A 25,325-nucleotide genomic window follows, 5' to 3' on the forward strand; every position below is an offset into this window, starting at 1 on the left:
TAGCAATTAGCAATTAACGATTAATCAACAAATAGTAATGAAGATTTTTTTTATCATATTTTTATTTTGTTGTTGCATGAGCTCATGTGAAGTTAAAGCTCAGTATGCTGACTACTTTAAAATCACCGATTTGCGTGGCGCGTTTGTATATGATATTGTCATGAGAAAAGTTATTGATAAAGATGTTCACATATTAAAAGAGAATAATGTTAAAAGCGTTGTTGTACGCGGTGATAGCGGAAAAGTAACAAGTAAATTTTCTGTGAATGAAGATGGATGGATAACGAACTATTCAACATACGAATACAACGACGGCGAAGAGATAAACTACGAAATTACCTATGACGGAAGCAGACCGCTGACGATAAAATACAAAGAGAAAGGTATGGGTATAAACTATACCTGCTTTTACAAAGATAATCATCTTGAATACATCAATGCCGATTTTGGCAGCAAGCTTGCTGAAGACTGCGTTTTCAGTTTTTCAAATAAAGACAAGATTGACAGAATTGATTACATAGATAAGTTAAAAGATACAGTTTATATGACAATTCATTTTTTATATGATTCAAAAGATAAACTTGTAAGCACAAAAGATATAAAATTTGATAATGTTATTGATACAATATCATACTCTGAAAATGTTATAACAATAAACAGATTACATTTTGAGGAGAAGAAATATACTTTGAATGATAATAGAATAACGGAGGAGCAAAATACATTTCCATCGAAGCAGCTGCAGTCAAAGTCTTATTCATATCAGACGGAGATTCCCGATATTGTTTCAAAATACAGATATTATTATAAAGATAATGGATTGATAGAATACATAGATGCCGGCACAGATAACTTTAAATACAAATACATTTACGAGTATGAATATTACCAGTGAGTATATGGAAAAAATAAAATTACTTTTAATACTTATCAGTCTGTTTAGCATTTCAAGTGTTTCCTATGCACAGTACTACCAGAGTACAATGATAGAGTATGCTCCGCTGTTTATAATTAAAAACTCAGTGAACAAAGAAATTCGTGATGCAGATGCCGAGGTCCTGAAAACAAATAAAGTAAAGGAAGTTCTGGTAAAAAATGATGCAGGGAAATATACCCACAAAATGCTTGTTAATAATTTCGGATATATAGAAGATTATATGTTGTTTGATCCCGTTGATGAAAGATTAACTGCGCAATGGAGATTCGGGTATGATGCAAATACAAATCTTACTGCTGTTACAAGAAAAGAAGGCAGGATTCGTATGAGTTACATTTTTACCTATGAAAAAAACCTTCTTGCAAGTATTCATATAGATTCATCGGGCATTGAAAGCCAATACGATTTTGCATACACTTCAGATAATAAAATTACAAAAGCTACCTTGCTTGATCTTGTAAAAGATACAGTTGCAGAAAAATATTTTTTCGGGTATGATTCCTATGGAAGATTAATAAAAGTAAATGATGAGAAGAAATCGGATTTATTATGTGATATTTCTTATACAGATAATTCAATCAATATTTTTATCAAGGACGAATATTCTTTTATATATGAACTTAAGAACAAAAGAATTTCAGAAGAGCTTTACAGTCTGCTCGGGCTGGGTCCTTCAAACTACAGTGTTGTTATAAAATATTTTTATGATGAAAACGGATTGATTACAGAGGTTCAGAAAACTATGGATAATATTTACACTTCGGAAAAATATGAATATGTTTTTTACACTCCGTAACTGTTAAATTGTGGTTTAATCCAAAACCACATGAAAAAGTTAATACCCTTTTTACTATTGTTAGTAATGCCTTCACTTGTACAATGCCAGTACACAGATTATTTTAAATATCAGAAACCGCTGCTTCAAATCATTTCCAACATTGCATTAGATAGTGTGATAAAAGTTGATATGAGAAAAATACGTCTGAACAGAATTGCAGGCGTTACAGTCAAAGACCAGAACGGAAAAGCAATTGAGTACTACGTATATAACAAAATGGGACAGATTGCAAACTACTATCAGTTCGAGGATACTGCTAAATTTACCTATGATAAGCTCGGCAAAGTTGTTTATACGGTGTTAGATTCATTCCCGAAAAATATTTATGAGAATATTATTTTCAATTATAATAACGAAGGACAGCTTGAGTTAATGGATAAAAACTACAACGGAGTCCAGCCCGAAGTTAGAATGGATTTTATGTATGAGAATAAATTTCTGAAATCAATTAATGCAATCAAGGAAGATTCTGATTTCCGTAAGCAGTACGGATTTTTCTACGAAGGTGTTAACAATATGGTAAAGACCTTATCGGTTGCAAACTTAGGAGTGGATGAAATAGGAGCTACAAAATTTAATCTCGACTTCAGTACTCTCGGAAAACTTTTGGCAGTAAACTTCAGCGATAAAAGTCTCTCATTTGTAAACGTAAAGTATAATGCTGATACAGTTCACATAACTCCCAATGAAAATGTATTTGACCCTGTCAACGGAATCGGTCCGCTCGACCAGGTTTTTTATGTGATAAAAAATCAGAGAATCATGTCAAAGATTTCTTTACTCAAATTCTCAACTTACAATGTAATGAGAGTAGCAGATTATGTTTATACAAACGAAGGCGTTGTGGATTACATCAATGTAAAATACGAATGCTTCAGAGGAATTATAAAAACTGAAAAGCTGAATTTCACCTATGAGCTATTTGAGCAGAATTGAGATTAGTGTAAAGTATAATTGAACGACTTCCCCCCCCTGCGAAGGAGGGGGGCAGGGGGAGGTCTCTTGCAATATTATGACAATGAAATTTTTTAATCGAAGTGAAAATAAGAAGCTCCGAAAAGAATTACGCTTAAATCAACCAAAAGCAGAACAAGTTTTATGGCAAAAAATAAAAGCAAAAAGATTTCTTGGGATAAAATTTCGAAGGCAGCATGGGATTGGACCATTTATAATTGATTTCTATAATACCGAATTAAAACTAGCAATTGAAATTGATGGAGACTCACATTTTAATGAAGAAAGTTTGCAAAAAGATAATTCACGAACAAATTATTTAGAAAAAGAAGGTATAGAAGTTTTAAGATTTACAAATACTGATGTTTATAAAAATATAGGCTGGGTTTTAGAACAGTTAAAGATTTATATAGAAAACAAAATCATTAACGGAAAGCATTTATAAACCTCCCCCTTCCCCCTCCTTCGCAGGAGGGGGACTTGAAAATTTCCTTACCGGTGGAGAACTTGCGTACATTGTCCATAAAATTTAAAATTTGAATGTGTATAAGAATTTAGACTGGGTTTTGGAAGAAATTAAAATTTATATAGAAAATAAATCATATGGTGGGAAACATTTATAGACCTCCCCCTTCCCCCTCCTTCGCAGGAGGGGGTTATTAGACTTCTCAATTTTTAAGAAATAAATTTTTCAAAATAAACAATTTCCATTTACACAAATCCCCTCCCGGTAATGCGGAGGGGATTTTTTTTTATTCCTTTTCTTCTTTTCGTACTGCAAAATTTTTTAATACATCACTTCATTAATATCATCTTTCCCGTATCGGTAAAATCATTTGTAATTAATCTGTAGAAATATATTCCGCTTGTATTGCCGATACTGTTCCAATCGGCAGTGTATGTTCCTATGTTCAGATATTCATTTACAATTGTTTCTACTTCCCTGCCAAGAGCATCAAATACAATAAGTTTTACATAGGAAGATTTTTTCAGATCGAACTTAATTGTTGTTGAAGGATTAAAAGGATTCGGATAATTCTGATAAAGTAAATTTTTATCAGGAATGCTTGAAGATATATTATTGATTCCTACGCCACCGTCTAAAGTTTTTAATAGCACGCCGTTTTCGCCCCCGGCATACATTATATTTGTATTACTTTCCAGACTGTTTATAAAATTTAGATTTGCAGTAGTTCCGCTATTCTGAGATACCCATGATTGTCCCCCGTCTGAACTTCTGATAATTTTACCATTATTACCTGCAGCATATAAACCATTATTCTGAAGTAATGATTTTAATGCGCCGCTCGTACCTGAATATACTGTGCTCCAGGTAGAGCCATAGTCAGATGTTCTTTGTACGTAGCAAGAACTGCTTCCTCCTGAAACTATATAACCGTAGCCGTTATTTTCCATTTCAATATCCCATACTTCTATGCCGCCTGTGTTCAGCTGAGTCCAGCTTACTCCTTTATCAGTAGTTCTTATAACACCTCTGAAAGAAGAATTACTTTCAACACCAATATAACATGTCATGCTATCCATAGCGCTTACTGATGTAAGATGTAAAGTTGACATATTAGAAGGCAATGTTAAACGTGTGTAAACAGGTACTGCTACATTCATATTAGCGCATCTAATAATTACAGGTACGCCGTTGTTCATTTTGTTTCCGACTGCCCATAATGACCAGGCTGTTTCGCCTCTTATATCAACTCCAAAAAATAAAACCGTATCTGTTGGACTATATATAGGCATCCAGTCAACTCCTCCATTGGATGTTCCTAATAATGATGAGCCCGCTATCATTCCATTCATACCTCCGGGCGCAAAATTACATACCATTGGTAATTTAAAATTAGACGGAAGCGAAAGTGTAGTCCAAGTTGCTCCGCCGTTTGTTGATTTATACAACGTACCTTCATAGGTTGTAGTATTTATAGCCGTTAAAAAATGTATCTGGTCCGTTGGCATAGATACAGATGTAAATTCATTTGTTGTTCCCATGTTTACAGTAGTCCAGCCCGCAAAAATAGAATTAGCTGTAAACATACATAAAAAAATTATAATAATTTTTTTCATAACAGTTTTTTTAAGTTTGTACTGCTGAAAATCAAAACCATAAAACATTATTATTCCGATTGCTAATCTGAAAAAATATTTCAGATATTAAATTAGAATAATAATAAGAGGAAAAATTATAGATATTATTATTTGAATCTCACAATTAAGACTTTGTTAAGTTAAGGTAGTTTTAGCTGCACGTTTATCTCCTTTTAAGTTTGAAGTACTGAACAAGGAGGAGCTTTTAGTTAGAAATGAGGACTCGCCGTCAGGAAAAACGATAAGGCGAAATGAGAAAGACATAGCTTCCATGTATACAAATTAAAAATTTTATAATTGATGCTGTATGATTCAAATCATAAAAATAAAATTATATTTTAAAATTCGGAATAAAATTTGTTTTAAATTTTCACTGCTATAAAGACTCTGTAAAAATAAATTCTGTTAATAAATAGTTATCAGTTCCTTACTATTACAGGCACTTTGCATCTGCATATCTCTTACAAAAAATATTTCATTTAAAAAATGAGATGCATCATAGATTAATTTAATTTTTATATGCATCTTTGTAGGCTTGGAGAGTGTATTTAAAATTACATCTTCATACTTCTTACAACCTTCAACCTTCCGTAATTAAAACTCTCCTAACGAATAATAATAAACATAAAGGATACTGCTATGAAATATACCAAAATATTACCAGGGCTGTATTTGTTTTTATTCACAACTTTATTTTTAATACTCTCTCCGCAAATTTCTAATGCTCAGGATTACGACGGCAAGTGGTGCAATGCAACCATAAAGGTAAATAATAATTCAGGCAAGCAGGATTTTTGCTTAATACTTCAAAACTACGATGGTAAAGAAGTCGGTTTATACTTTATATACAAAGAAGGCGGAGATAAGATGTTCATTGAAATGCTCGATATGGTTTCACCGGGAGTATTTGAAACAAAAGCTGCAGCGCGCGGCGGAGTAAATTTCTTTAAAGGAACAAGGGTAACTTATATAAACGCTAATAAAGTGATTTACGAAGGATACGGAAACGCAAACGGAAGCCTTATAGAAAAAATTATTTATACCAATTAAAAATTCTTATACGGTGAGTGTGTACAATAAATATTTTTAAATTTAAAAACTAACCGTTATGAAAAATTTAGAATATATAAAAGCAGCATTGATTGCTTTAACTCTGCTTATACTAAGCTGTATTACTACAACAGCAAAAGCTCAGACTGATTACGAAGGCAGCTACATCTTTAATGCAATTACACAAGGGCAGGAATGGGATGCTCCTGATTTCATAGCTCTCTCAAAATATGACGGCGACCAGATAACCGTTTACAGGCAAAGGACTAACAGCTTCGGGCAGACAGATAACTGGGTAGTAGTCTCGGCGGGAGTATTTGAAAGAGGATGGAACCAGCCGGGCTATAACGATAAAAACAAAGGCGAGAGGATTACTTTCCTAAGCGCAAATAAATTTACTTATCTGAACACGTGGAAAGGTGTAAAGGCAACTTACATAAGAGGCACTCTGAGCAAGTAAATAGAGAATGTAAGGAGTACCGGAAAATCCTTTGATTGAAATAAATCATGAAAGAGTACGGAGCACATACCGAAAAGCTATAAAGAGTAGGCGAAACATTTAATGAAAATATTATGACTAAGAATAAAGTATTAAAAGCTGTTTTTTTTGCTGCGTTGTTTATTGTTATCTATCTGACGGCAATAAGCGCTTTCAGGTAGAATTGAAATTATAAGATAGTTCATCGGTAAATTGTATTCTGTTTTAATTGTTAACTTAATTATACTATCTGATAATAAATAAATATTGAATTAATTTTTTATTTGAAATGGTTTCATACATAAAATGAAACCAATGGGAAATATTATAAATTTTTTATTTTTCCCGGTAAATCTAATTGTTCAGATACCGAATCAACTTTTAAGAAGCTATGAAAAACATTTTTGTTTTGTTTGTAATTTTATGTACTCAGATTGCATTATCGTTTTCAAATAAAAATGAAACACTGAAAGATTCCACTAAATGTGTAATTAAAAAATACGACTCTCCCACCAATGATGTTATTTACATCAGCGCCATTGATAAAAAAGTAAAACTGTCTGAGCTCTCCGACTGGATTGAGAAAGACACATCTATGTACACAGCAATAAATTACTATTATAACTCCGCAGGGATAAATGATAACTCATATGAAGAAATTAATATGTCGGTTGAGAACGGAAAAATGATTCCGAAATTTCAAAAAGGTGACGGCAATTATGTTGAGCTGACATCGGTAAGAATAAAAGGGAATAAATTTTATTCAGTGCTTACAATGAACGGTACTTCAGAGGAGCTGAACGGAAAATTTGTGAAGCTTAAAGCTCCGCCGAATACGGAATCTCCGTTTGTGTACGGTCTGCTGATAAACCGAAAAGGTGTCTGGAAGTTCTTCTTTATGTATGTATAAGATTTCTCTCTAAGATAAAAAAGTCCTCATCTTTCGTTTTTGGATGGGGATTTTTTAATTATTATTTCTACACACTTTTTTATTTCGCAGATTATTTCATAAAAAAAACTTAACTTAGATTCTCAAAAACAATTAGTTTTTGTAAGGGGGTAGAAATAATTTAACTTACAAAAACAAATGCTCGATAAAATAAAATTTTATTTTAAGTTCTCTTTATCTGCAGTTGTATTTATGCTGTTACTGTTTTCCTGCGGAAATACTCCGGGCACTACAGGAAAATACAAAATCGTTCTCAACGGAACCGATAAGCTCCGCTACACCGGTTTTTATAAAACCATCTCTCCCTCCGGAGCAGTGAATTCCAATACAGTACAGGGAGTTCTTCCCGCTGAATATTTTCTGGAAGACTGCAAGTCACTCGTCTGCTCATTTACTATGGAAGCAAACAGAGGCGAACTGAACATGACTGTGCTGGATGAAAACGGCAACGAACTCAGGAACGAAACCACAAATATGTCTTACGGCAGCGTGCAGCTTACAACTGATTTTTGATATAATTCAATATGTTTCATATTTCCAAAACAAGAAATTTACTTGATTATTTAATATAAAACATATAATTTAATATGTTTTATATTATTGTTGAAGAATTATTCTTGTATTATGAATACAGATAACGCGGGTAAAATATCAGGAAAAGCCAACTCTCTTATAAGAAACCTTCTTTTAAAAGATAAAACATTTTTTAATATTGAAGAAGCACACAGGATTTTAGAGGATAGTACAGTCGGAAACGTAAGCGAGATGCTTCGCTCAATGGAGCGCAGAGGTATGATTCGGAAAATATCAGCAGGCCATTATTGCATAGTTCCTTTTGGGGAAGATTCAAAAACATATTTGCCAAACTGGCACATTACAGCTAAAGAGCTTGTTTACAACTCACCATATTATATTGGGTTTTACAGCGCATTGGATATACATGGCTTGATTACACAGCCCTCTTTAACCGAGCAGATTGTAACATCAAAACAGTTTATACCTAAGTACAAGAAAATAGGAAATGTAAAGTTTGAGTTTATATATTTTAATGAAAAACATTTCTTCGGATTTGAAAATACATGGATTGACAAATATGATAAAATCCAGTGCAGCGATTTGGAAAAAACTCTTATAGACTGTTTATATAAACCTGCATATGGTTCAGGAATAACTGAGATTGTTAAGGCTATTTACAAAGCCAGGCAGAAGATAAATGAAGAAAAGATGGTAAAGTATATTGAAAGATTTGGTTCACAGTCAGTAATGAAGCGGCTTGGATTCATCTTATCACGCCTTGATATTTTATATACTCTTATGCGATACTTGCAGTCAAACATTTCAAAAGTATACACTCCGCTTGATCCTTCTCTTCCCTCTGTAGGGAAATACTATTCCCAATGGAGTGTACAGGAAAATATCCAATTTGAAGAAATTAAAAATTCACTGATAAACTGATTTATGATTAAATCCGGAGAGATAAATAAAATTGCGAATCAAAATGCTCTTCGTGATACTCAAATTGAAAAAGATTATATCTTAGGATGGATTCTGTACGGAATTTCTAAAAACGATACGCTGGATAAGCTCCTTGTATTTAAAGGAGGAACTGCAATAAGAAAGCTTTACATAAATAATTACCGCCTTTCTGAAGACCTCGACTTTACTATTTCAGAGGGAAAAATAAATATGGAACAACTGAAAACCGAATTCAAAAATGTTATTGATTGGGTTAAAAATGAATCGAGGATGGAACTGGAAATTCGAGATGAAAATCTGAACACAAAAGGAAATTATTCTTTTTATATAGGATACGTTGGTCCATTGGGAGGTGATATAACAAAGAGGGATATTAAAGTTGATATAAGTGACAGTGAAATATTATGTGATGAAATTGTCAATAGAACTGCATTGAATGAATATTCAGATTTAAGCGAAGAATATTCTTTAAAGAGTTACAGTATCAATGAAATTATAGCAGAGAAATTAAGGTCGCTAATGCAGAGAACCGTTCCAAGAGATTTGTATGATATATGGTATCTCCTTGAAATTGAGCAGAACGATTTGGAAAGCTGTATTGAATTTTTTAAGAAAAAAGCAGAATATAAAGATAAGGATCCGGCAAAGTTTTATGAAACTATCTCTGCAAAGGAAGAAAAATTCAAAGCCGAATGGAAAAAAAGTCTTGAAAAACAATTTAAAGAAATTCCTGATTTTGAAAAAATCTGGCGGGAATCACTGAGGCATTTTAAAAAAATATCAAAACAGTTAAACTAATTTATATCTATTTTTAAATTTACTATGAAGAAAATAATTATCTCGTTATTTTTTATTTTCCCTCTGGCAGCGTTTGGGCAGCTGCCGAATACTACTTACATATCTGCTTACGCAGGACTCTCACTCCCTACAAATCAAAATGTCTATACATCGTCATTTAATGCAGGAGCAAATATTGAGTTTGCTTTAACAAAGGTTGTTGCATTCGGTTTCGATATAAATTTTGCCAATGTTACTACAAAACCAAGCAGCGAGTTTGCTTATCCTCTTTACATTGGCGCTATAACAGCTTACAACTATGGTAACTTCAGCACCATGGGCTTTATGGCATTTGCAAAACTGCAAAGTTCAGATGCGGTCACATTGCCTGTTCAGCCGTTTGTGAAAATCGGATTTGGTACATCCCTAATGGCGAAAACGGGAGTGAACTATACTTCACTTGCGACTATCACAAATGTCCCGAACGAAACTTCTACGGGAATTTTATTTGCGCCTTCAATAGGAATAAATATTCCGATACATGCAAAGAATAAAATTACTCTGGAAGTGCAGTTCAGAATGAACAAATCGGATTCAGAAAGTTTAAACCAGCTTCTGCTAAATGCGGGCTTTGGGTTTAGATTGTAGAAAATTAATGCCTCTTAATTTTTAATTAAGTCTATTTTTTTTAAGTATAACCACCACTTGCTCCTCCTTTTAAAGGAGGGTTGCTCAGTTAAAATAATTTTCTTCAGAACTTTATAAAAATTCGAATCAGTTGAAAGTATAACCACCCCTGCCCCCTCCTTGAAAACTATTAATTATCAAGTCCCGCTTCAGCGGGAGGAGGGGGTGCTAAGTTAAATTTTGTATTAAAGATTTCCCTACTTCTTTATACTATTCTTTTCAAAAAATTTATAAAAGTATAACCACCCCCTTCCCCCTCCTTGAAAATGAGGGGGTGCTAAGTTAAATTTTGTATTAAAGATTTCCCTACTTCTTTATACTATTCTTTTCAAAAAATTTATAAAAGTATAACCACCCCCTTCCCCCTCCTTGAAAAGGAGGGGGTGCAGTTAATTAAATCTATTAATATTATTTATTTCCAATTTTAATTTCCTTATTTTTTAAAATTTCTAAAATTGTTTTGTAGTTCAGTTCAATACATTTTAAAGAAGGTTTTCTTTAGCCCCTCCTTTTCAAAGAAGGGTGCAGTAACTTAACTTTAGCCCCCTCCTTTTCAAGGAGGGGGTTGGGGGTGGTTAATGTAAGCATCGCTATATTTTTAGGTTCACCACATCTCGGCTAAAACAGAAGTTGGGGGTGGTTACTGTAAGCATCGCTATATTTTTTAGGTTCACCACATCTCGGCTAAAACAGAAGTTGGGGGTGGTTAATTTTTTGTTTTTAAGTTTAATGAAAGTATTCAATCTCCATAAGTTCAAACAAAAAAGGAAAACTTTAAGAAACAATTCAACGAAAGCTGAAAAACTTTTATGGGAGAGATTAAAACAAAGTCAGCTGTTAAATCTAAAATTCAGAAGACAACAAGGAATAGGAAGATACGTTGTTGATTTTTATTGTCCCGAAATAGAACTAGTTATTGAATTAGATGGTGAATCCCATGATAATGTTGATTCAATTGAATACGATAAAATCAGAACTGAATTTTTTGAGGAGCATAAAATAATAGTTTTAAGATATAAGAATGAAGAAGTATTTAAAGATATTGAAAAAGTTTTAGCTGATATAAAGAGCAAAGTAAACTTACACTTCAAAGAGTGAGCATCTTTATCAAAAAAGTATAACCACCCCCTGCCCCCTCCTTGAAAAGGAGGGGGTGCTAAGTAGTTCATATCCATAATCCAGTATTTTTTTCAAAGCATAACTTCCTTATTTTAAATTATAACAAAGTTTTCACAATTAGCCCCCTCCTTTTCAAGGAGGGGGTTAGGGGTGGTTACTGTAAGCATCTTGAAAAGGAGGGGGTGAATATTAAGAAGATAATTTAATTCTGTTTCCTTTATAAATCAATTTTCCCCCACCCACCAAAATAATTCTTATTTACGGAACTTATCTTTATTTCCTTAGTATAAACTGATAAATCAGTCATTTTCGGTAATTAGTTTTTATTTCTATCTTGAAAAACACCTGTTATTTCTGTAATTTATAATAGAAAAAGATACCTTAAAACTAAATTTAATCTATCGATTCCTTCCCTACCTCCTAAAAAAACAAATAAAGAAATGAATCGCATCTCATTAGTTTTATTCGCAATTCTCACTTCAGTTATTTTTTATTCATGTAAAAGCGATACACCTGTAACTTCGGGCAGTTCAGGCAATTTAACAGGCAGCTGGACAGTTGATAAAGTTCAATTGGTTTCAGCGCCTTCAACCGGCACAGCATCTGCTATAATGAAAGCGGCTTTAGTTCCATTCGGTGAAATCAGCGCAAGCACGGCGGGCTACCTTGATTTTAATTTCGGCGCAGAGGCAATGACAGTTACACCAACAAATCTTTCAACAGCACCTTATGTTATTCCTAAATTCTTCGGAAACACAGGATATTACTTTAATCATATATATAATACAACTGACCCGAAACTTTGCAAAAGTACCGACGGCGGAGTTTCATGGACACCGATTATTCTGCCGGCTACACTTCAGATATTCACAGGAGCAAGCATGCCGTCTTCCAATATAATTTACTTGGCAAGCACTACTTTCTCTCCAATAGTAAACCATCTTTACAAATCAACAAACGGCGGAGACAGCTGGATAACACTTAGCGATAATGTAAGTTTTCAATTGTCTTCCAGTGAGCCTTCGATGGATTATTCTCTGAATTTTATAAACGAAAATACAGGCTTTGCATACGGAGCGGATAATACTTTTAACACGCATATGTTCAAAACAACTAACGGAGGTGTTAACTGGTCAGTTCTTCCGGCGGTGCCTTCAGGTTGTATGCACTTCTTAGATGAAAACACCGGCATTACAATATCAGATAACGGAGTCGGGCAGCAGAGTTACTCCCGTACCACTGATGGCGGAATTACCTGGACGAATATTATGCCTGCACCGGGAAATTCATTTATTGCATTCCATGATTTATTTTTTATCAATGCAAATACAGGTTGGGTGAAAGTTAAAGAAGCCGGCGGAAAATATTCCATATATAAAACGATGGATGCAGGTAATACCTGGACAAAAATTTCTGCATCAGGTGAAGGCACATTTATTTTCAAAAATGAAAATGAAGGATACAGAGATTTTAACGGAATGATTTTAAAAACAACGGACGGAGGAGCTAATTGGAACCCGTATTATGTTCCTAATACAGGAAAAGTGAACCGCTTCCAGTTTATAAATAATACTATTGCAGGTTATTTCAAAAACGGTTCATTGTTTAAACCGGCTGGAACAGATAATACAAAATGGACGGCTAAAGGAAAGATTACAAGCTCAATAATTAAAGCTATTGTGAACTCACCGGACTATGATATTTTTGCTGAAGGCGCTTATGCATCCGATGGTTATAATATTACTTTCTACAATGAAAATTATACACAGGGAAATCCTTCAGGCACAGGTTCAGGTACTTACACATTTGAAAATAATGCGCCTGTAATTAATCTGAATCTTCCTAATAATGAAGTATGGAAAATAATATTCAGACAAAGATAAATTAAAAAATTTAATTAATGAAAAGTATATTAGCTCTAGTATTTATAATAATTACATCGGTAATTTTTTACTCGTGTAAAAGTGATACAGTGGTAACACCCGGTGATGCAAGTAATTTAAACGGCACATGGACCGTCGATAAAGTGCAGCTTGTATCTGCGCCTACAACGGGAACAGTAAATGCTATGATGAAAACTGCTTTAGTTCCCTTCGGAGAGATTAGCGCATCAACAGCAGGATATCTTGACTTCACTTTTAATTCCGAAACCATGTATGCTCAGAATACGAACCTTGGCAATAATCACGAATTCAATAAAGTATTCTTCGGGAATACGGGATATTATTACGACAACTTTACTTATACCCTGCTTATTACTTCTGACGGAGGGGTGACGTGGAATCCTAAAGTTCTGCCCACAAATTATTCATACGAAAATTCACCGCTGGCAGTAGTGAACTCCACTACACTTTATTATATGAACGGAGTTTCAAATGTAACATCTCCAAGATTAAAATTATATAAGTCAACTGATGCAGGAAGCACATGGGTACTGGTAAATCCGCAGCTGAACTTCACTTCTTTTCATACAGTGATAAACAAGCGGCTCTTTTTTTTAAATGAGAACGTTGGATATGCGCTTGGTACAGACTCTCTATACAACTACAATATGTACAAAACTACCAATGGCGGTGTGAACTGGGTGCAGCTGCCGAACTCAAGCGTGCATTTTTACGGATTAACATTCTACGATGAGATGCACGGCCGCGCAGAAATGCAGGACGGCTTAGGTGTATATCTTTCCAAAACATCTGACGGCGGAATTACATGGACTGAATATCGCTTTCCTAATTACAAAACTGATTTTATGACCGGTTATTCTTTTCTTAATTATAATACAGGCTACTGTCACATCTGGGGAAATGATGACAAGTATTATTTTTATAAAACTGTGAACGGCGGCGAGACATGGACTAAAGTAAGTGATGCAAAAGTATGGAGCAGCGTTTTTAAAAATGAGAACGAAGGCTACGGTATTATTCCTGATGAATTAATGCTGAAAACCACTGACGGCGGTCAAAACTGGACGGCTTACAGCAACAACACAATTTACCGTCCTAATCAATTATATCTGATTAATAATTCCCCTGCTTACTTCGATTGGAATGGAAATGTTTTTAAAACCGCGGGATATGTAAATTCCAACTGGACTGCAAAAGGAAAACTTACAAGCTCAATTATAAAAGCAATTACCGGCGGCGGAGATTATGATGAATATGCAACAGGTACTTATACAACAAACGAAGAGCAGATAATTTTTTATGTAAACTCTTATACAGAAGGTGTATCAGGTGTTACAGGCACCGGAACGTTCGGCTTTAACGGTTCAACGCTGGGCATTCAGCTCTTCCTTGCAAACGGTGAAACCTGGAAAATAAAATTAAGCAGAAGGTATTAAAAAAATCAATCATAAATTTATGAAAAAGATAGTTCCTTTAGTATTTATAATAATTTCGGCAGTAATATTTTACTCCTGTAAAAGTGATACACCGGTTTCTTCCAATACATCAGGTTCATTGACAGGAAACTGGACAGTTGACAGGGTTCAGATCGTATCTGCCCCCACAACAGGAACAGCATCTGCTATGATGAAAGCAGCCTTAGTTCCCTTCGGAGAAATAGGAGCAAGTTTTGCAGGTTATATGGATTTCACTTTCGGGGCTGAAACAGTAAACCAAACCACTAATAATCTTCCGGTAGGATTTGTTTACGATATGAAGTTTTTTAATAATAACGGATATGCTTATGATTTCGTCCGCAAAACAGTTTCTTCCACTTCAGATGGCGGAATTACCTGGCTGGTACATAACTTGCCGGCGAATGGAAACGGAAACGCTCAAGGAATTTCAGTTGCTGATGCAAACACATTATATTGCATATCAGATAGCCTTGGAAATTTTATTTTTTCTGTTCATAAATCGACTGATATGGGAGCAACGTGGGTAACAACAAATTCTCACCTCCCGATTTTTTCATATTACGGAAGTATTTATTTTGAAAGCTCGATTAGTTTTGTCAATTCAACTACAGGATATATTATAGCGAATGATAATTCTAGCAAAAAAATTTACAAAACTACAGATAGCGGTGTAAACTGGACACCTGTTTACAACAACGCAAATTACTTCTGGCAAATACGTTTTTTTGATGAGATGCATGGATATGCTTCTTCAAGTCAGTCAAATTTTGTTCAGACTCTGGTAAAAACAAATGACGGCGGCATTACATGGACGGAATATTCTCTTCCCGAGGGAGCAATACTAAACGGTTCAGAGTTTTTCCTCAGCGGAAATACAAATATTGGATGGATGAGTAAATACACTGCAGATGGTTCTGCTTTTGGATTATACAAAACGAATAACGGCGGTCAGAGCTGGACGCAGATAAACAATAATTATTTTGATTACTTTGTATTCAAAGATGAAAATAACGGATATGCTGCTAAAAGAAACGGAATGATTTTTAAAACAACAAATTCAGGTGCTGACTGGATTCCTTACGCAACTTCAGGATATCTTGGTATAATGCAGGTAAAATTAATAAATAGCGCACCCGTTTTTTTCAGTTTCTATTCCTCATTGATAAAACCATCGGGAGTAATTGCCCCTGATAAATGGTATGCAAAAGGGTCTGTTACAAACTCAGCTATTAAAATGATTACAGGAGCAGAAAACAGGGAGTCGTACGCTACAGGACAATTTGCATTAGGAGACACACTTAAAATTCTTTTCGTGGCTGAAAACTATTCTGAAAGCTCCACTAGTGCGGGAGCACTTGGTAAATATTATTTTGAGAACGGGAATTTATTTATAGATTTACCCCTTCCCAATAACGAAGAATGGAAGATAAAGCTAAGAAGAAAATAAAATTTAGAATAATATTTTTCAAAAGAGCAGCATTAATAATCTTTATAAATATAATTATTCCTTCTTTTGTTTTTTCGCAGGGAGTGGATAAAACAAATATGGGATTTATGTTCGGGCTTAACGTTCCTATCTCATGGGGTAATTTGAACGGTAATTATAAATCGGGCTGGAACTTCGATATGAATTTTGAACACACTGTCTCCAATTCCATTGTTCTTGGCGGGGCTCTTGATATGAGTAATCAGCCGGGCTCATACACTGAGCAGCTGCAAACTATAAGTTATACTAAAGATGTTTCCATGAAATTCGTTTCTCTTGACGGATATATAAAACTTCAGAATAATCTGGCGATGGAAAATGAATGGCAGTTTTTTTTGAAAGCAGGCGGAGGATTTTTCGTTAACACTTATGGAAAAGAATTAGGCGGCGGTGGATATACAATTCTATTCGGCCCGGGATTAAACAATATGTTGGGAAGAAAAGGTAAAATCACTTCAGGTATTGAATACAGAATAAATAACTTTGAGAAAGACCCGGTAACACAGCTTCAGTTCAAAATAGGGTTTTCATTTTGTCTGAATCCGAAATAACTGCCAAAATAACTGATTAACCGATTTTAATTTATGCGCAAAACAATTTTTATTCTAATGATTACATTGCTTCCCTCTCTGTTATTTTCTCAGGGAATCCATAAGACAAATATAATTCTCGGCGGAGGTGCTAATTTCCCTATTGGCGGAGAAGATGCGTACCGTAATATTTCTTTTGCAGAATATTATAAGGGCTCATACAATTTAGACATTCAGATTGAGTACACTGCTGCCAAAGAAACTGTTTTCGGATTTGAAATAAATCACGGAAAATTTGCCGGCACAAAATCTGTTTATACTTATTATCCCACTGAGCCCGGCAGACTGAACATAACTTCCTTTATGGGATTTTTAAAGGTGCAGGATAACTCGGCAAAAAAAGATGACATTCAGTTTTTTGTAAAGGGCGCAGTCGGGCTTTCATTTATTGCCGATGATAACTTTCAGTTTTCATTGGTAGATTCAAAAGGATACGGTACGGGAGGAATTTCGTATCAGGGAGGAGCAGGAGTAAATTTTATGCTTAACTCAGGAAATAAAATTATGTTTGAATCATTTTACAGAACCAACTCAGGCAAAGATGCTTCATACAATTCAATTACTTTTAATACGGGATTTTCATTTTGTCTGAACCCGTAACAGAAACGATTTCTCAATTAAATTATCCATGAAAATTTTTCTTACAACAGTTTCGTTATTTTTTATAATACTAATTTCTTCCTGTAATAATTCCCCTTTAACGCCTTCAGTAACTGAAGAGAAAATCGAATGGAAACAGGTAGATTCAGTTAACGGCGGATACTTTCCGGGTCCCGTTGCAGCAGGAGAAAATAATACTTTCTATTACATTCACGATAACTTCCTTTTCAGATGCACCGAGGGAAGCAAAACACTTATACCTATTTCCTATGAGAATTCAGGCGCAGCCACAATAAAAGTTTATAACAACAATTATATAATACTTGGTGCATACGGAGTTACAAACGGGCAATGGATACTGAAAGCAAAAATTCTTTCACATGATTCACTTTCAGTAATTACATTAGATACAATTCCCGATATTTCTCCTCCGGAAATTCTGGTTGTTGCTCCGGGTAAATTTTACATTGCATCAAAAGAGCACTATTACTTTGTAGATAACGGTTCAGTAAGTAAATTTGATTTAACAGGAGTAAATAACGTAACGGGAATTTCAAAAATAGGAAACACGATTTTTATTCTTGCTTATAATCTTGGTTACGGTGAAAGCATCTTCAGGCTTGGAGCAGATAACTCCCCTTCACTCTATGAAAACAATCAGGAATTCTCGGAGACTTTTACTTCAGATAAAAATATTATACGAGCCCGCTATGCCGATAGCCTTATGCTGATGGATTACCTTACAGAAGGCGGCTGGGTAAATTTCAGAAGAGGAAACTTTCAGTTTTTCAATATGGCAGCCTTCGATGATCTGGATTACATTTATCTTATTTCCAATACAAGCAAGCAAGGAATTGAGCACCATGGCAATATGTGGAACGGCGCGCAATATTTTACTGACAATAATTTTCCGTTTACAAACGGTCTCGGAAATGTTTTTTACTTTGGCAATATGAAAAACAATACTTTTTATGCGGCTATACTGGATCACGGATTCAGAATTTTAAGAGGAAGAAGAGTTTTTTAATTTTTTAAGAGATATAAATAATTTTAAAATTAACCCAATAAATAATGAAAGCAAATCTGGCGTTTCTTTTTTTATTTCTTCCCGCACTTTGTTTTGCTCAGAACAGAAATTTCGATAAAGACTACAGCAGGTATGAGCTTAACTTCAATGTGCTTTCCAATGGCGATGACAATTCAGTATTTAACTATGCAGGGGTTTCTGCTTTTGCAACTTACGCGCTTGAGGAAACAATAAAACCCGGCGCAGGGCTGCAGTACAATTACGACGGCAGCAATTATTCATTATCGCTCCCTGCTTCCATTACTTTTACAAATTCCGATAACAGAATAAATACATTTGCCAGACTTGAAGGCGGCGCGCTGCTTCCATTTGCAAAATCAACTAAGCCCGGATTTATGTACGGCGTTGCTGCAGGCTTTCAGTACGCAATGAGCAAATCAGCCGGAATAAATTTTGAAGGATTCTATAAGCATCTTGGCTACGGCGCTGACCCGTATTTGTGGGACTATTTTACGTTCAACAATGAATACAGATCAATAACTACTCCTTCATACTATTCTATAAGTTATTTTGGTTTTTCAGTCGGGTTAAATTTCAGATTAAAAAAATAATTCGCTCGTGAATAATATAATTTTAAAATTAAAATTTTTAAAAATGAAGAGCTCAAAAAAATATTCTGCCGTAATAATTTTCTCAGCCCTCTTAGTTTTTTTCATTATTTCAAATACAACATTTGCGCAAAGTGATATCAGCACTTATAAAGAAAAAACTTTTATAGAGAAGCTGCAGTTCACGCTGCAAGGCGGGACGACTTTTGAATCGATAGAGCTTAACCAAAGCCAGAGCAAAAAACTAAGCATCAATGTATTCGGAGTTTACAGCTTCGATGATAATTTTAAAGCCGGGCTTGGCTATCAATCGACAAGTTTATACGAAGATAAAATCAGTTCAATTTATGCTACGGGACTCGTACAATCCTCCGGTAAAGTTTATATTCCTTATGCAAGAATTTCTGCCGGTGTGGATTTTAAAAGAGCATCTGCTTATCAGCCGGGACTTATGGCAGGAATATCTGCAGGGCTTAACTGCATGACTGCAAAAAATCTTGCGTTTAATTTAGAGTTCGGAATAAAGAGCTTCAACTTCCATTATCCTCCAAGCACATTCACGCTGTTTAATCAGGCAGGTGAAATAATCGGCAGCGGCGGAAACACAAAAGGTTCTAATTACACATACACAATGTTAGATGCATCAATCGGGTTGAGTTATAGTTTCGGTAAATAAAAATTAAACAATCTAAATGAAAATTTTTTTAGCTCTCTTTATTCTTATTCTTACATCTTCAATTTTTTATTCATGCAAAAGCGACGAAATTATTTCGCCCGGTCCTGCTTCAGGATTTGCGTGGAGCACTGTTGCAACAGTAAACTTTGAAGACTTTCATAACATATACGCAGCAGATGAAAACACTGTAGTTGCTTTGGGACAGAGCGCTTCTTATAAAATTACTAATGGCGCAAGAAGTACTATTAATTTTAATGATCCGATTTTTTCTGCAGACTACGCCGATACATACAGCTCAACTTACTTTGCATTTTGCGGAACACGATATAATGAAACGGGCAGCGGAACAATAAGAATGAAAATTTATGAAAGCGGAACTATTACAAGCGCAGTGCTGGATACACATAATACTTCATATATTGTTGATATTAAAATTATTTCACCCGGAAAAATTGCCGCAGTCAGTTACAGTAAATTTTATTTTTATGAGAACGGCGCAGTAACAGCTATCGCTTCACCTGATTCCTTCTCAACAGGATTTAACAATATTGTTGTCACTAACAATGTGATTTATATCTCAGGCGCGGCAAGAAAAATTTATAAGTTTGAAAATAATACTTTAAGCACAGTAGATAATCTTCCGGGTACCGGTGAATACACTCGGATGAAAGTGCCTGATGCAATTATAAAAGCTCCCTACTCGCCCTCTCCAAGCGTAGTATCTTACTGGAACGGCGCCGCATGGTCTCAGATGTTTACGGATAACAGCAGAAAAATATTTGTACGCGCTGCCGGTGAAAGTATAAACTTTATTTATTTTTTCACGGTGGATTCTACTCTATCAAATGTAAGCGGGAAAATATGGACAGGCTCGCAATTAATGGATGACACAAATTACCCGCCTGATGATATTGAAAACGGAATATATACAACAGCCGTAAGCAATATGCGCGGCAATACAGTTTTTATTTCCAAGTACGGGAGTTCAAAATCAACTATTTACCGCGGAAGAAAAAATTTCTGAAGTAAATTTGCTCGTTTAAATTTTATTATAAATCATAAATATATGAAATTAATTTTTACATCTTTGTTTCTCATAGCTGCTTCAGTAATTTTTTATTCCTGCAAAAGCGATTCAGTCGTTACACCGACTGACCCGACAGGCGCAGGAGGATATCAATGGACTCAGGTAAGCAGCCTTGTAGCTGAAAACTTCGATAAACTTGCCGCTTGTGACGAGAACACTGTAATTGCCGGCAGCTATCAGATTGGATATAAAATTACCAACGGCTCTCTTTCATATTTCAATTTTCAGGATACTACTTTTAATACAGATAATCTTGCAGCATACGATGCAAATTATTTTGCGTTCTGCTCAACAAACTTTACAAGCTTTTTCGGAAACATAAAGATGAAAATTTTTACGAACGGAGTGATGTCCACTGTTGTGCTTGATACTCACAGCACAAGCAAGATAACCGATATGCTGATAACCGCTCCTGGAAAAATAGCAGCAGTGACAGGCAGCAAGCTTTATATTTATGATAACGGAAGTATTTCATCTTATGCTTCGCCGGATTCATTTTCAACGGGATTTAATCTCATAACTAAAATTGGCAGCGCGCTTTACATCGCAGGAAACACCCGCAAAATTTATAAATTTGAAAATAATGTTCTGAGTATTGTAAGCACCGAGACAGGCACAAATGAATTTTCAAGAATGAAAGTTTTCGATGCAATTATTAAAGCACCTTACAGTCCTCAGCCGACTGTTGTTTCATACTGGAATGGTCCCGGATGGAATACCCTGTGCACAGATACTACAAGAGATATTTATTTATTTGCAGCAGGCGAGAGCATAAACAGCATTTATTTTTTAGTTGCAGATTCGGCGCTTTCATATTCTAAAGGAAAAATATGGACAGGTTCTCACTTAGCTGATGACCCGAACTATCCTCCGGATAATCCCGCGACAAATGTTTATACAACCGCGCTTAGCAATATGAAAAATAATACAGTGTTCATCAGTAAACGTGAAAATTTTACATCAAAAATTTACAGAGGCGTGAAGAATTACTAGGTAACTTCACTTAGAAAAATTATTACAGGAACAAAAAATTTTTTGGTAAGTATAATTAATAAATCAATTCTCTAACTAAATCACACCCTATGACTCCGATAAAATCAGCTTTATTGGTATTTGCATTATTATTTTCTTTGCCTTCAATAAATTATTCGCAGTCCTACCCTAATACATTAAATACCCGTCCGGTTGTTTCCGTTTCGGCAGGGATATCAGCATTCAATTATCCCAGTAACTATATAGATATGTACAAGCCTTCTTACGCTGCATCATTACAGTTTGAGCATCCCGTAAGTAATTTTATTTCTGTAGGTATTGAAGCAAACCTCAGTACTTTTTCACTGGCAGATAATACGCTGCCATCTAACAGCGCTGCGCTGCAACACTTATCTCTGTTCGGCTTTAATTTTTTCGGAAAGATTCAGCCGGAGCAGATAAGCATCGGGAAATTTCATCCTTTTGTCAAAGGAGGTTTCGGCGCACATCTTCGTTCAGGAAAACCTGAAACGGGATTTCCATATCCGAGATACGTAAGAATAAATTCCGGAGGTCTGGTTTACACATTCGGTCCCGGGGTAACTTACAATCTGAATAAAACTAATTTTGTTTTTATTGAGTCTGCCCTCAGAATAAATAAAAGCTCATCACCCGATATAAATTATAATACATTGAACTTCGCTCTGGGCTTTAGCCATCAGTTTTAATTCTAAGTAAAGTTTTAGATATAAATAAATAAATAAAGGGAAAAGTGTTTTTCATTTTTCCCTTATTTTTTTGTTCAAATTTTTACATATTTGAACACCTTTCTTGATGTACTTAATCCATCTTTTAATCCATCTCGTAATCCGTCTCATTTGTTATTTGTAACCCCAAATATTTTTTGAATAAAAATTTTTTATTATGAAAAAGATATTTGTTGTTCTGATATTATCAATTCTTCCTCTGCAGCTATTTGCGCAGTTTAAAAATCCTACTGCCAATCCGTCGTTTATCGGCATTCAGGCAGGAACAACCTTTCCCGCCTCTCCAAGTATATTCAATGAAAATTTTTCTCTGGGATTTTACGGAGCTTTGAATTACGAAAAGTCGCTCTCCGATATTTTTTCAATCGGCGGAGATGCAAATTATTCAATGTACACCATTGACGGAAATAATGGCGCCGTCACGGGCGATATGTTATCTTTTATTTCCGTTACTCCTTATATAAGATTAGGTGATAATATCGGTATAAGAAGCACAAGTCCGTTCGGGCGCATAGGCGCAGGCGTAGGTTTTTCATCGGCTGCGCGTGTTATAAAAAATTCTGTGCTTATTTTAAACAGAGAGTCAGAAACGGGCATTGCATTTTTTGCCGGAGCAGGAATTGATATCCATCTGCCGAACCTGAGCAAAATGACTTTTGAAGTAAGTTACCATGTGAACCGCGTTTCCGATATAAATTACAGCGGAGCGCTTGTAGGCTTCGGGTATTATTTCAGACTATAAAGTGTCATATAGATAAAAGTGTTTTAAAACCTTCTCGTTGTAATAAATAACTTTGTTTCAGTAGAAATACGTATCTTGAATTAGTAAAACCCCAACTTTTTAGTAAACTAAACAATCTACAAATGAAAAAATTAATTGTTGCGGTTTTATTGATGCTGCCTGTACTGGCATCAGCGCAAAGCAGAAGTTATCTTGGTATCAACGCCGGACTTACTATTCCATCTTCCCGTCCGTATTTAAGTCATACTGGACTTCATCATTCAATCTCGGAATCAATTTTGAAAAACCGGTTGCAGATATATTTTCTGTCGGAGCTGAAATGAACTATGCCTCCTTTGCGCTGGATAAAAATGCCGCTGACCTTACACCGGGATATACCGGAGGTTCGTTCAATGCAGTACAGCTTCTTGCAACAGGGAAAATCTGTGAATACAACAGCGTTAACTCTGTATCACCTTACGGAAGAGTCGGTCTGGGAATCAGCCTGACTTCATTTGATGATATAAGAAATCCGAACGGTTCAGTTGTTTTGCGCGGCTCATCGGAAAACGGACTTGGCGTAATGATGGCAGGCGGAGTTGCATTCAATCTGCAAAGCGGCAGCAAAGTTACTCTTGAAGCAAGTTACAGAGTGAACAACCGCCCGGGTGACAGTTACAACGGAATTTTATTTGACGTAGGATATTTATTTGGATTATAAAATTTTTTTAAAACGAAAAAATAATTTATTAGTAAATGTACTAACATACTTTTCATTTAATGTTATTAATAGAAAAGTGTAAAAGGATAAATCAAAAGTCCGCAGGATTAATTTCCGGCGGACTTTTTTTGTTTAAATATAGTTTTATTTATATTGCAAAACTTAAATAAACTTCTTATCTTAACATTATAAAATCAATCTATAATTTAAATTCTGCCTATAGATTCCTCGCTACAATCTTTTTAAATCTAAACCCTTCCAAAATGAAAAATATACTTGCCTTAAGTGTTATTTTTTTCTTATCGGTTATTTTTTCTTCCTGTTCAGATGATAACCCTGTTACTTCAACTGTTACTAAAGAAATTCAATGGACTCAGGCAGACTCCATAAGTCCCGGTTACATATCCTGTATTTCTGTCGCTGATGAAAACACAGTTTATTATGTGAAAGATTATCTAACATATAAATCACAGAACGGAGTCACAACTTTTGTAAACATGGGAGATGATAGTTTTGTGCCGAATAAAATAATCGCATTGAGTGCAGACTATATTGTATTCAGCGGATATAACAATACGAATTCAGTCTCGAAAATAAAAGTGTTATCAAACGGAACCTTTACTACTATAAATAATTTACCCGAAGGTTTTATCTTTAGTGATGTTTATGTGGCTCAGCAGAATGTTATTTATGCAGCGCGTGATTCCAATATGTATAAGTATGATAACGGTACTGTAACCACTTATACAATTTCATCGCAGTATAACACTAACGGTAGAACGATTAACAGACTGCTATTCACCAACGGAAAGCTTTATGCATTTTGTTACGGATTATCGTACACGTCATCAATTTACAAATTTGAAAACAATGCTTTTCAGTTTGTTATGAACGATAACAATGCATCGCAAAATTTCTTTCTTCCAAATTTCTGGCTGAAACTCACTTCAGGTTACAGCGCTACAAACTGTGTTTACTTTAAAGAGCCCGGCTGGGTAAGCGTATTTACAGGTCAAAACAGAGATTATAGAAGTATCACGGGCGGCGGTCTTGATTTTCTTTATACAATAGCCAGAGATTCATCAAATCTTCCTTACCGCGGACTTATCTGGAACGGGACTAATTTTGTGGAAGATTATGTATCCCCTGTTCAAAACGGATATCTTATCAATTATCAGTTTACTGAAACAAAAGGCAATGTATTTTATCTGATAGGATACAAAGCGGGATACAATATTTTGTACAAAGGAAAAAGAATTACCGGATAAAATCTAAACTAGAATTTTTTATAGAGAAAATTTCATTTAGAAATCTTTATGAAAAATTTTAAAGAGAAACTTT

General features: G+C 34.9%; 27 protein-coding genes. 26 read left to right on the top strand and 1 reads right to left on the bottom strand.

All coding sequences use genetic code 11. From position 1 onward, the window contains the following. The first annotated feature begins 37 nt into the window (after positions 1-37). The 4 genes from JST55_14710 to JST55_14725 all read left to right on the top strand — a co-directional run bounded on the left by JST55_14710 (position 38) and on the right by JST55_14725 (position 3,174). On the top strand, positions 38-895 hold the full coding sequence (locus tag JST55_14710; GenBank protein MBS1494764.1) for a hypothetical protein: 858 nt from the start codon (positions 38-40) through the stop codon (positions 893-895). Positions 896-899: 4 nt separating this feature from the next. Further along, the gene (locus JST55_14715) at positions 900-1,733 is read left to right on the top strand and encodes a hypothetical protein (protein MBS1494765.1); all 834 of its coding nucleotides are present in this window, start codon (positions 900-902) and stop codon (positions 1,731-1,733) included. A gap of 30 nt (positions 1,734-1,763) precedes the next feature. Next, positions 1,764-2,711: a hypothetical protein gene (locus tag JST55_14720; GenBank protein ID MBS1494766.1), complete on the top strand. Its 948-nt coding sequence runs from the start codon at positions 1,764-1,766 to the stop codon at positions 2,709-2,711. An 82-nt stretch (positions 2,712-2,793) separates the two neighbouring features. Continuing rightward, positions 2,794-3,174, top strand: a complete 381-nt coding sequence (locus JST55_14725) for an endonuclease domain-containing protein (protein MBS1494767.1) — start codon at positions 2,794-2,796, stop codon at positions 3,172-3,174. A 350-nt stretch (positions 3,175-3,524) separates the two neighbouring features. Here JST55_14725 and JST55_14730 read toward each other — a convergent pair whose 3' ends face one another. Further along, positions 3,525-4,811 (bottom strand): T9SS type A sorting domain-containing protein, encoded by a 1,287-nt coding sequence (locus JST55_14730; protein MBS1494768.1) that lies wholly within the window; start codon positions 4,809-4,811, stop codon positions 3,525-3,527. A 660-nt stretch (positions 4,812-5,471) separates the two neighbouring features. Between JST55_14730 and JST55_14735 the strand changes: the two genes are divergently transcribed. The 22 genes from JST55_14735 to JST55_14840 all read left to right on the top strand — a co-directional run bounded on the left by JST55_14735 (position 5,472) and on the right by JST55_14840 (position 25,252). After that, positions 5,472-5,882, top strand: coding sequence for a hypothetical protein (locus JST55_14735; GenBank protein MBS1494769.1), 411 nt, complete (start codon positions 5,472-5,474; stop codon positions 5,880-5,882). A gap of 58 nt (positions 5,883-5,940) precedes the next feature. Continuing rightward, a complete protein-coding gene (locus JST55_14740; GenBank protein ID MBS1494770.1) occupies positions 5,941-6,342 on the top strand; it encodes a hypothetical protein in 402 nt (133 codons plus the stop codon). A gap of 409 nt (positions 6,343-6,751) precedes the next feature. Beyond that, positions 6,752-7,270, top strand: coding sequence for a hypothetical protein (locus JST55_14745; GenBank protein MBS1494771.1), 519 nt, complete (start codon positions 6,752-6,754; stop codon positions 7,268-7,270). 177 nt (positions 7,271-7,447) lie between these two features. After that, on the top strand, positions 7,448-7,822 hold the full coding sequence (locus JST55_14750; protein ID MBS1494772.1) for a hypothetical protein: 375 nt from the start codon (positions 7,448-7,450) through the stop codon (positions 7,820-7,822). Between the two features lie 111 nt (positions 7,823-7,933). Continuing rightward, positions 7,934-8,764, top strand: a complete 831-nt coding sequence (locus JST55_14755; GenBank protein ID MBS1494773.1) for a transcriptional regulator — start codon at positions 7,934-7,936, stop codon at positions 8,762-8,764. 3 nt (positions 8,765-8,767) lie between these two features. Then, positions 8,768-9,583 (top strand): nucleotidyl transferase AbiEii/AbiGii toxin family protein, encoded by an 816-nt coding sequence (locus JST55_14760; GenBank protein MBS1494774.1) that lies wholly within the window; start codon positions 8,768-8,770, stop codon positions 9,581-9,583. Between the two features lie 24 nt (positions 9,584-9,607). Beyond that, positions 9,608-10,210, top strand: a complete 603-nt coding sequence (locus JST55_14765; GenBank protein ID MBS1494775.1) for a hypothetical protein — start codon at positions 9,608-9,610, stop codon at positions 10,208-10,210. 768 nt (positions 10,211-10,978) lie between these two features. Next, positions 10,979-11,347, top strand: coding sequence for an endonuclease domain-containing protein (locus tag JST55_14770; protein ID MBS1494776.1), 369 nt, complete (start codon positions 10,979-10,981; stop codon positions 11,345-11,347). A 461-nt stretch (positions 11,348-11,808) separates the two neighbouring features. After that, positions 11,809-13,251 (top strand): hypothetical protein, encoded by a 1,443-nt coding sequence (locus tag JST55_14775; protein MBS1494777.1) that lies wholly within the window; start codon positions 11,809-11,811, stop codon positions 13,249-13,251. 17 nt (positions 13,252-13,268) lie between these two features. Continuing rightward, positions 13,269-14,708, top strand: coding sequence for a hypothetical protein (locus JST55_14780; protein MBS1494778.1), 1,440 nt, complete (start codon positions 13,269-13,271; stop codon positions 14,706-14,708). 19 nt (positions 14,709-14,727) lie between these two features. After that, entirely contained in the window at positions 14,728-16,176 is a 1,449-nt protein-coding gene (locus tag JST55_14785; GenBank protein MBS1494779.1) for a hypothetical protein, read from the top strand. Then, a complete protein-coding gene (locus JST55_14790) occupies positions 16,149-16,766 on the top strand; it encodes a hypothetical protein (GenBank protein ID MBS1494780.1) in 618 nt (205 codons plus the stop codon). Before JST55_14785 ends, JST55_14790 begins: the two co-directional genes overlap by 28 nt. A 33-nt stretch (positions 16,767-16,799) precedes the next feature. Continuing rightward, positions 16,800-17,405, top strand: a complete 606-nt coding sequence (locus JST55_14795) for a hypothetical protein (GenBank protein ID MBS1494781.1) — start codon at positions 16,800-16,802, stop codon at positions 17,403-17,405. A gap of 28 nt (positions 17,406-17,433) precedes the next feature. After that, positions 17,434-18,432 (top strand): hypothetical protein, encoded by a 999-nt coding sequence (locus tag JST55_14800; GenBank protein ID MBS1494782.1) that lies wholly within the window; start codon positions 17,434-17,436, stop codon positions 18,430-18,432. A gap of 44 nt (positions 18,433-18,476) precedes the next feature. Beyond that, complete coding sequence (locus JST55_14805) at positions 18,477-19,043, top strand: hypothetical protein (protein MBS1494783.1); 567 nt, start codon at positions 18,477-18,479, stop codon at positions 19,041-19,043. Positions 19,044-19,086: 43 nt separating this feature from the next. Continuing rightward, positions 19,087-19,716 carry a hypothetical protein gene (locus JST55_14810; protein MBS1494784.1) on the top strand — a complete coding sequence of 210 codons (630 nt, stop codon included), beginning with the start codon at positions 19,087-19,089 and terminating at the stop codon, positions 19,714-19,716. 16 nt (positions 19,717-19,732) lie between these two features. Continuing rightward, a complete protein-coding gene (locus JST55_14815; GenBank protein ID MBS1494785.1) occupies positions 19,733-20,740 on the top strand; it encodes a hypothetical protein in 1,008 nt (335 codons plus the stop codon). A gap of 42 nt (positions 20,741-20,782) precedes the next feature. Beyond that, on the top strand, positions 20,783-21,796 hold the full coding sequence (locus JST55_14820; GenBank protein ID MBS1494786.1) for a hypothetical protein: 1,014 nt from the start codon (positions 20,783-20,785) through the stop codon (positions 21,794-21,796). Between the two features lie 89 nt (positions 21,797-21,885). Continuing rightward, positions 21,886-22,503 carry a hypothetical protein gene (locus tag JST55_14825; protein ID MBS1494787.1) on the top strand — a complete coding sequence of 206 codons (618 nt, stop codon included), beginning with the start codon at positions 21,886-21,888 and terminating at the stop codon, positions 22,501-22,503. A 196-nt stretch (positions 22,504-22,699) separates the two neighbouring features. Further along, complete coding sequence (locus tag JST55_14830; protein ID MBS1494788.1) at positions 22,700-23,284, top strand: hypothetical protein; 585 nt, start codon at positions 22,700-22,702, stop codon at positions 23,282-23,284. Positions 23,285-23,414: 130 nt separating this feature from the next. Then, positions 23,415-23,984, top strand: coding sequence for an outer membrane beta-barrel protein (locus JST55_14835; GenBank protein ID MBS1494789.1), 570 nt, complete (start codon positions 23,415-23,417; stop codon positions 23,982-23,984). A 263-nt stretch (positions 23,985-24,247) separates the two neighbouring features. Continuing rightward, the gene (locus tag JST55_14840) at positions 24,248-25,252 is read left to right on the top strand and encodes a hypothetical protein (GenBank protein MBS1494790.1); all 1,005 of its coding nucleotides are present in this window, start codon (positions 24,248-24,250) and stop codon (positions 25,250-25,252) included. The last annotated feature ends 73 nt before the right edge of the window (positions 25,253-25,325 follow it).

This window comes from Bacteroidota bacterium, from assembly GCA_018266835.1.
In the GTDB taxonomy this organism is placed as follows: domain Bacteria; phylum Bacteroidota; class Ignavibacteria; order Tepidaquicellales; family Tepidaquicellaceae; genus JAFDZO01.

Bases quoted from the DNA above. Each gene is read 5' to 3' on its own strand.
- JST55_14710 (MBS1494764.1), top strand. From the start codon at position 38: ATGAAGATTTTTTTTATCATATTTTTATTTTGTTGTTGCATGAGCTCA.
- JST55_14715 (MBS1494765.1), top strand. From the start codon at position 900: ATGGAAAAAATAAAATTACTTTTAATACTTATCAGTCTGTTTAGCATT.
- JST55_14720 (MBS1494766.1), top strand. From the start codon at position 1,764: ATGAAAAAGTTAATACCCTTTTTACTATTGTTAGTAATGCCTTCACTT.
- JST55_14725 (MBS1494767.1), top strand. From the start codon at position 2,794: ATGAAATTTTTTAATCGAAGTGAAAATAAGAAGCTCCGAAAAGAATTA.
- JST55_14730 (MBS1494768.1), bottom strand. From the start codon at position 4,811: ATGAAAAAAATTATTATAATTTTTTTATGTATGTTTACAGCTAATTCT.
- JST55_14735 (MBS1494769.1), top strand. From the start codon at position 5,472: ATGAAATATACCAAAATATTACCAGGGCTGTATTTGTTTTTATTCACA.
- JST55_14740 (MBS1494770.1), top strand. From the start codon at position 5,941: ATGAAAAATTTAGAATATATAAAAGCAGCATTGATTGCTTTAACTCTG.
- JST55_14745 (MBS1494771.1), top strand. From the start codon at position 6,752: ATGAAAAACATTTTTGTTTTGTTTGTAATTTTATGTACTCAGATTGCA.
- JST55_14750 (MBS1494772.1), top strand. From the start codon at position 7,448: ATGCTCGATAAAATAAAATTTTATTTTAAGTTCTCTTTATCTGCAGTT.
- JST55_14755 (MBS1494773.1), top strand. From the start codon at position 7,934: ATGAATACAGATAACGCGGGTAAAATATCAGGAAAAGCCAACTCTCTT.
- JST55_14760 (MBS1494774.1), top strand. From the start codon at position 8,768: ATGATTAAATCCGGAGAGATAAATAAAATTGCGAATCAAAATGCTCTT.
- JST55_14765 (MBS1494775.1), top strand. From the start codon at position 9,608: ATGAAGAAAATAATTATCTCGTTATTTTTTATTTTCCCTCTGGCAGCG.
- JST55_14770 (MBS1494776.1), top strand. From the start codon at position 10,979: ATGAAAGTATTCAATCTCCATAAGTTCAAACAAAAAAGGAAAACTTTA.
- JST55_14775 (MBS1494777.1), top strand. From the start codon at position 11,809: ATGAATCGCATCTCATTAGTTTTATTCGCAATTCTCACTTCAGTTATT.
- JST55_14780 (MBS1494778.1), top strand. From the start codon at position 13,269: ATGAAAAGTATATTAGCTCTAGTATTTATAATAATTACATCGGTAATT.
- JST55_14785 (MBS1494779.1), top strand. From the start codon at position 14,728: ATGAAAAAGATAGTTCCTTTAGTATTTATAATAATTTCGGCAGTAATA.
- JST55_14790 (MBS1494780.1), top strand. From the start codon at position 16,149: ATGGAAGATAAAGCTAAGAAGAAAATAAAATTTAGAATAATATTTTTC.
- JST55_14795 (MBS1494781.1), top strand. From the start codon at position 16,800: ATGCGCAAAACAATTTTTATTCTAATGATTACATTGCTTCCCTCTCTG.
- JST55_14800 (MBS1494782.1), top strand. From the start codon at position 17,434: ATGAAAATTTTTCTTACAACAGTTTCGTTATTTTTTATAATACTAATT.
- JST55_14805 (MBS1494783.1), top strand. From the start codon at position 18,477: ATGAAAGCAAATCTGGCGTTTCTTTTTTTATTTCTTCCCGCACTTTGT.
- JST55_14810 (MBS1494784.1), top strand. From the start codon at position 19,087: ATGAAGAGCTCAAAAAAATATTCTGCCGTAATAATTTTCTCAGCCCTC.
- JST55_14815 (MBS1494785.1), top strand. From the start codon at position 19,733: ATGAAAATTTTTTTAGCTCTCTTTATTCTTATTCTTACATCTTCAATT.
- JST55_14820 (MBS1494786.1), top strand. From the start codon at position 20,783: ATGAAATTAATTTTTACATCTTTGTTTCTCATAGCTGCTTCAGTAATT.
- JST55_14825 (MBS1494787.1), top strand. From the start codon at position 21,886: ATGACTCCGATAAAATCAGCTTTATTGGTATTTGCATTATTATTTTCT.
- JST55_14830 (MBS1494788.1), top strand. From the start codon at position 22,700: ATGAAAAAGATATTTGTTGTTCTGATATTATCAATTCTTCCTCTGCAG.
- JST55_14840 (MBS1494790.1), top strand. From the start codon at position 24,248: ATGAAAAATATACTTGCCTTAAGTGTTATTTTTTTCTTATCGGTTATT.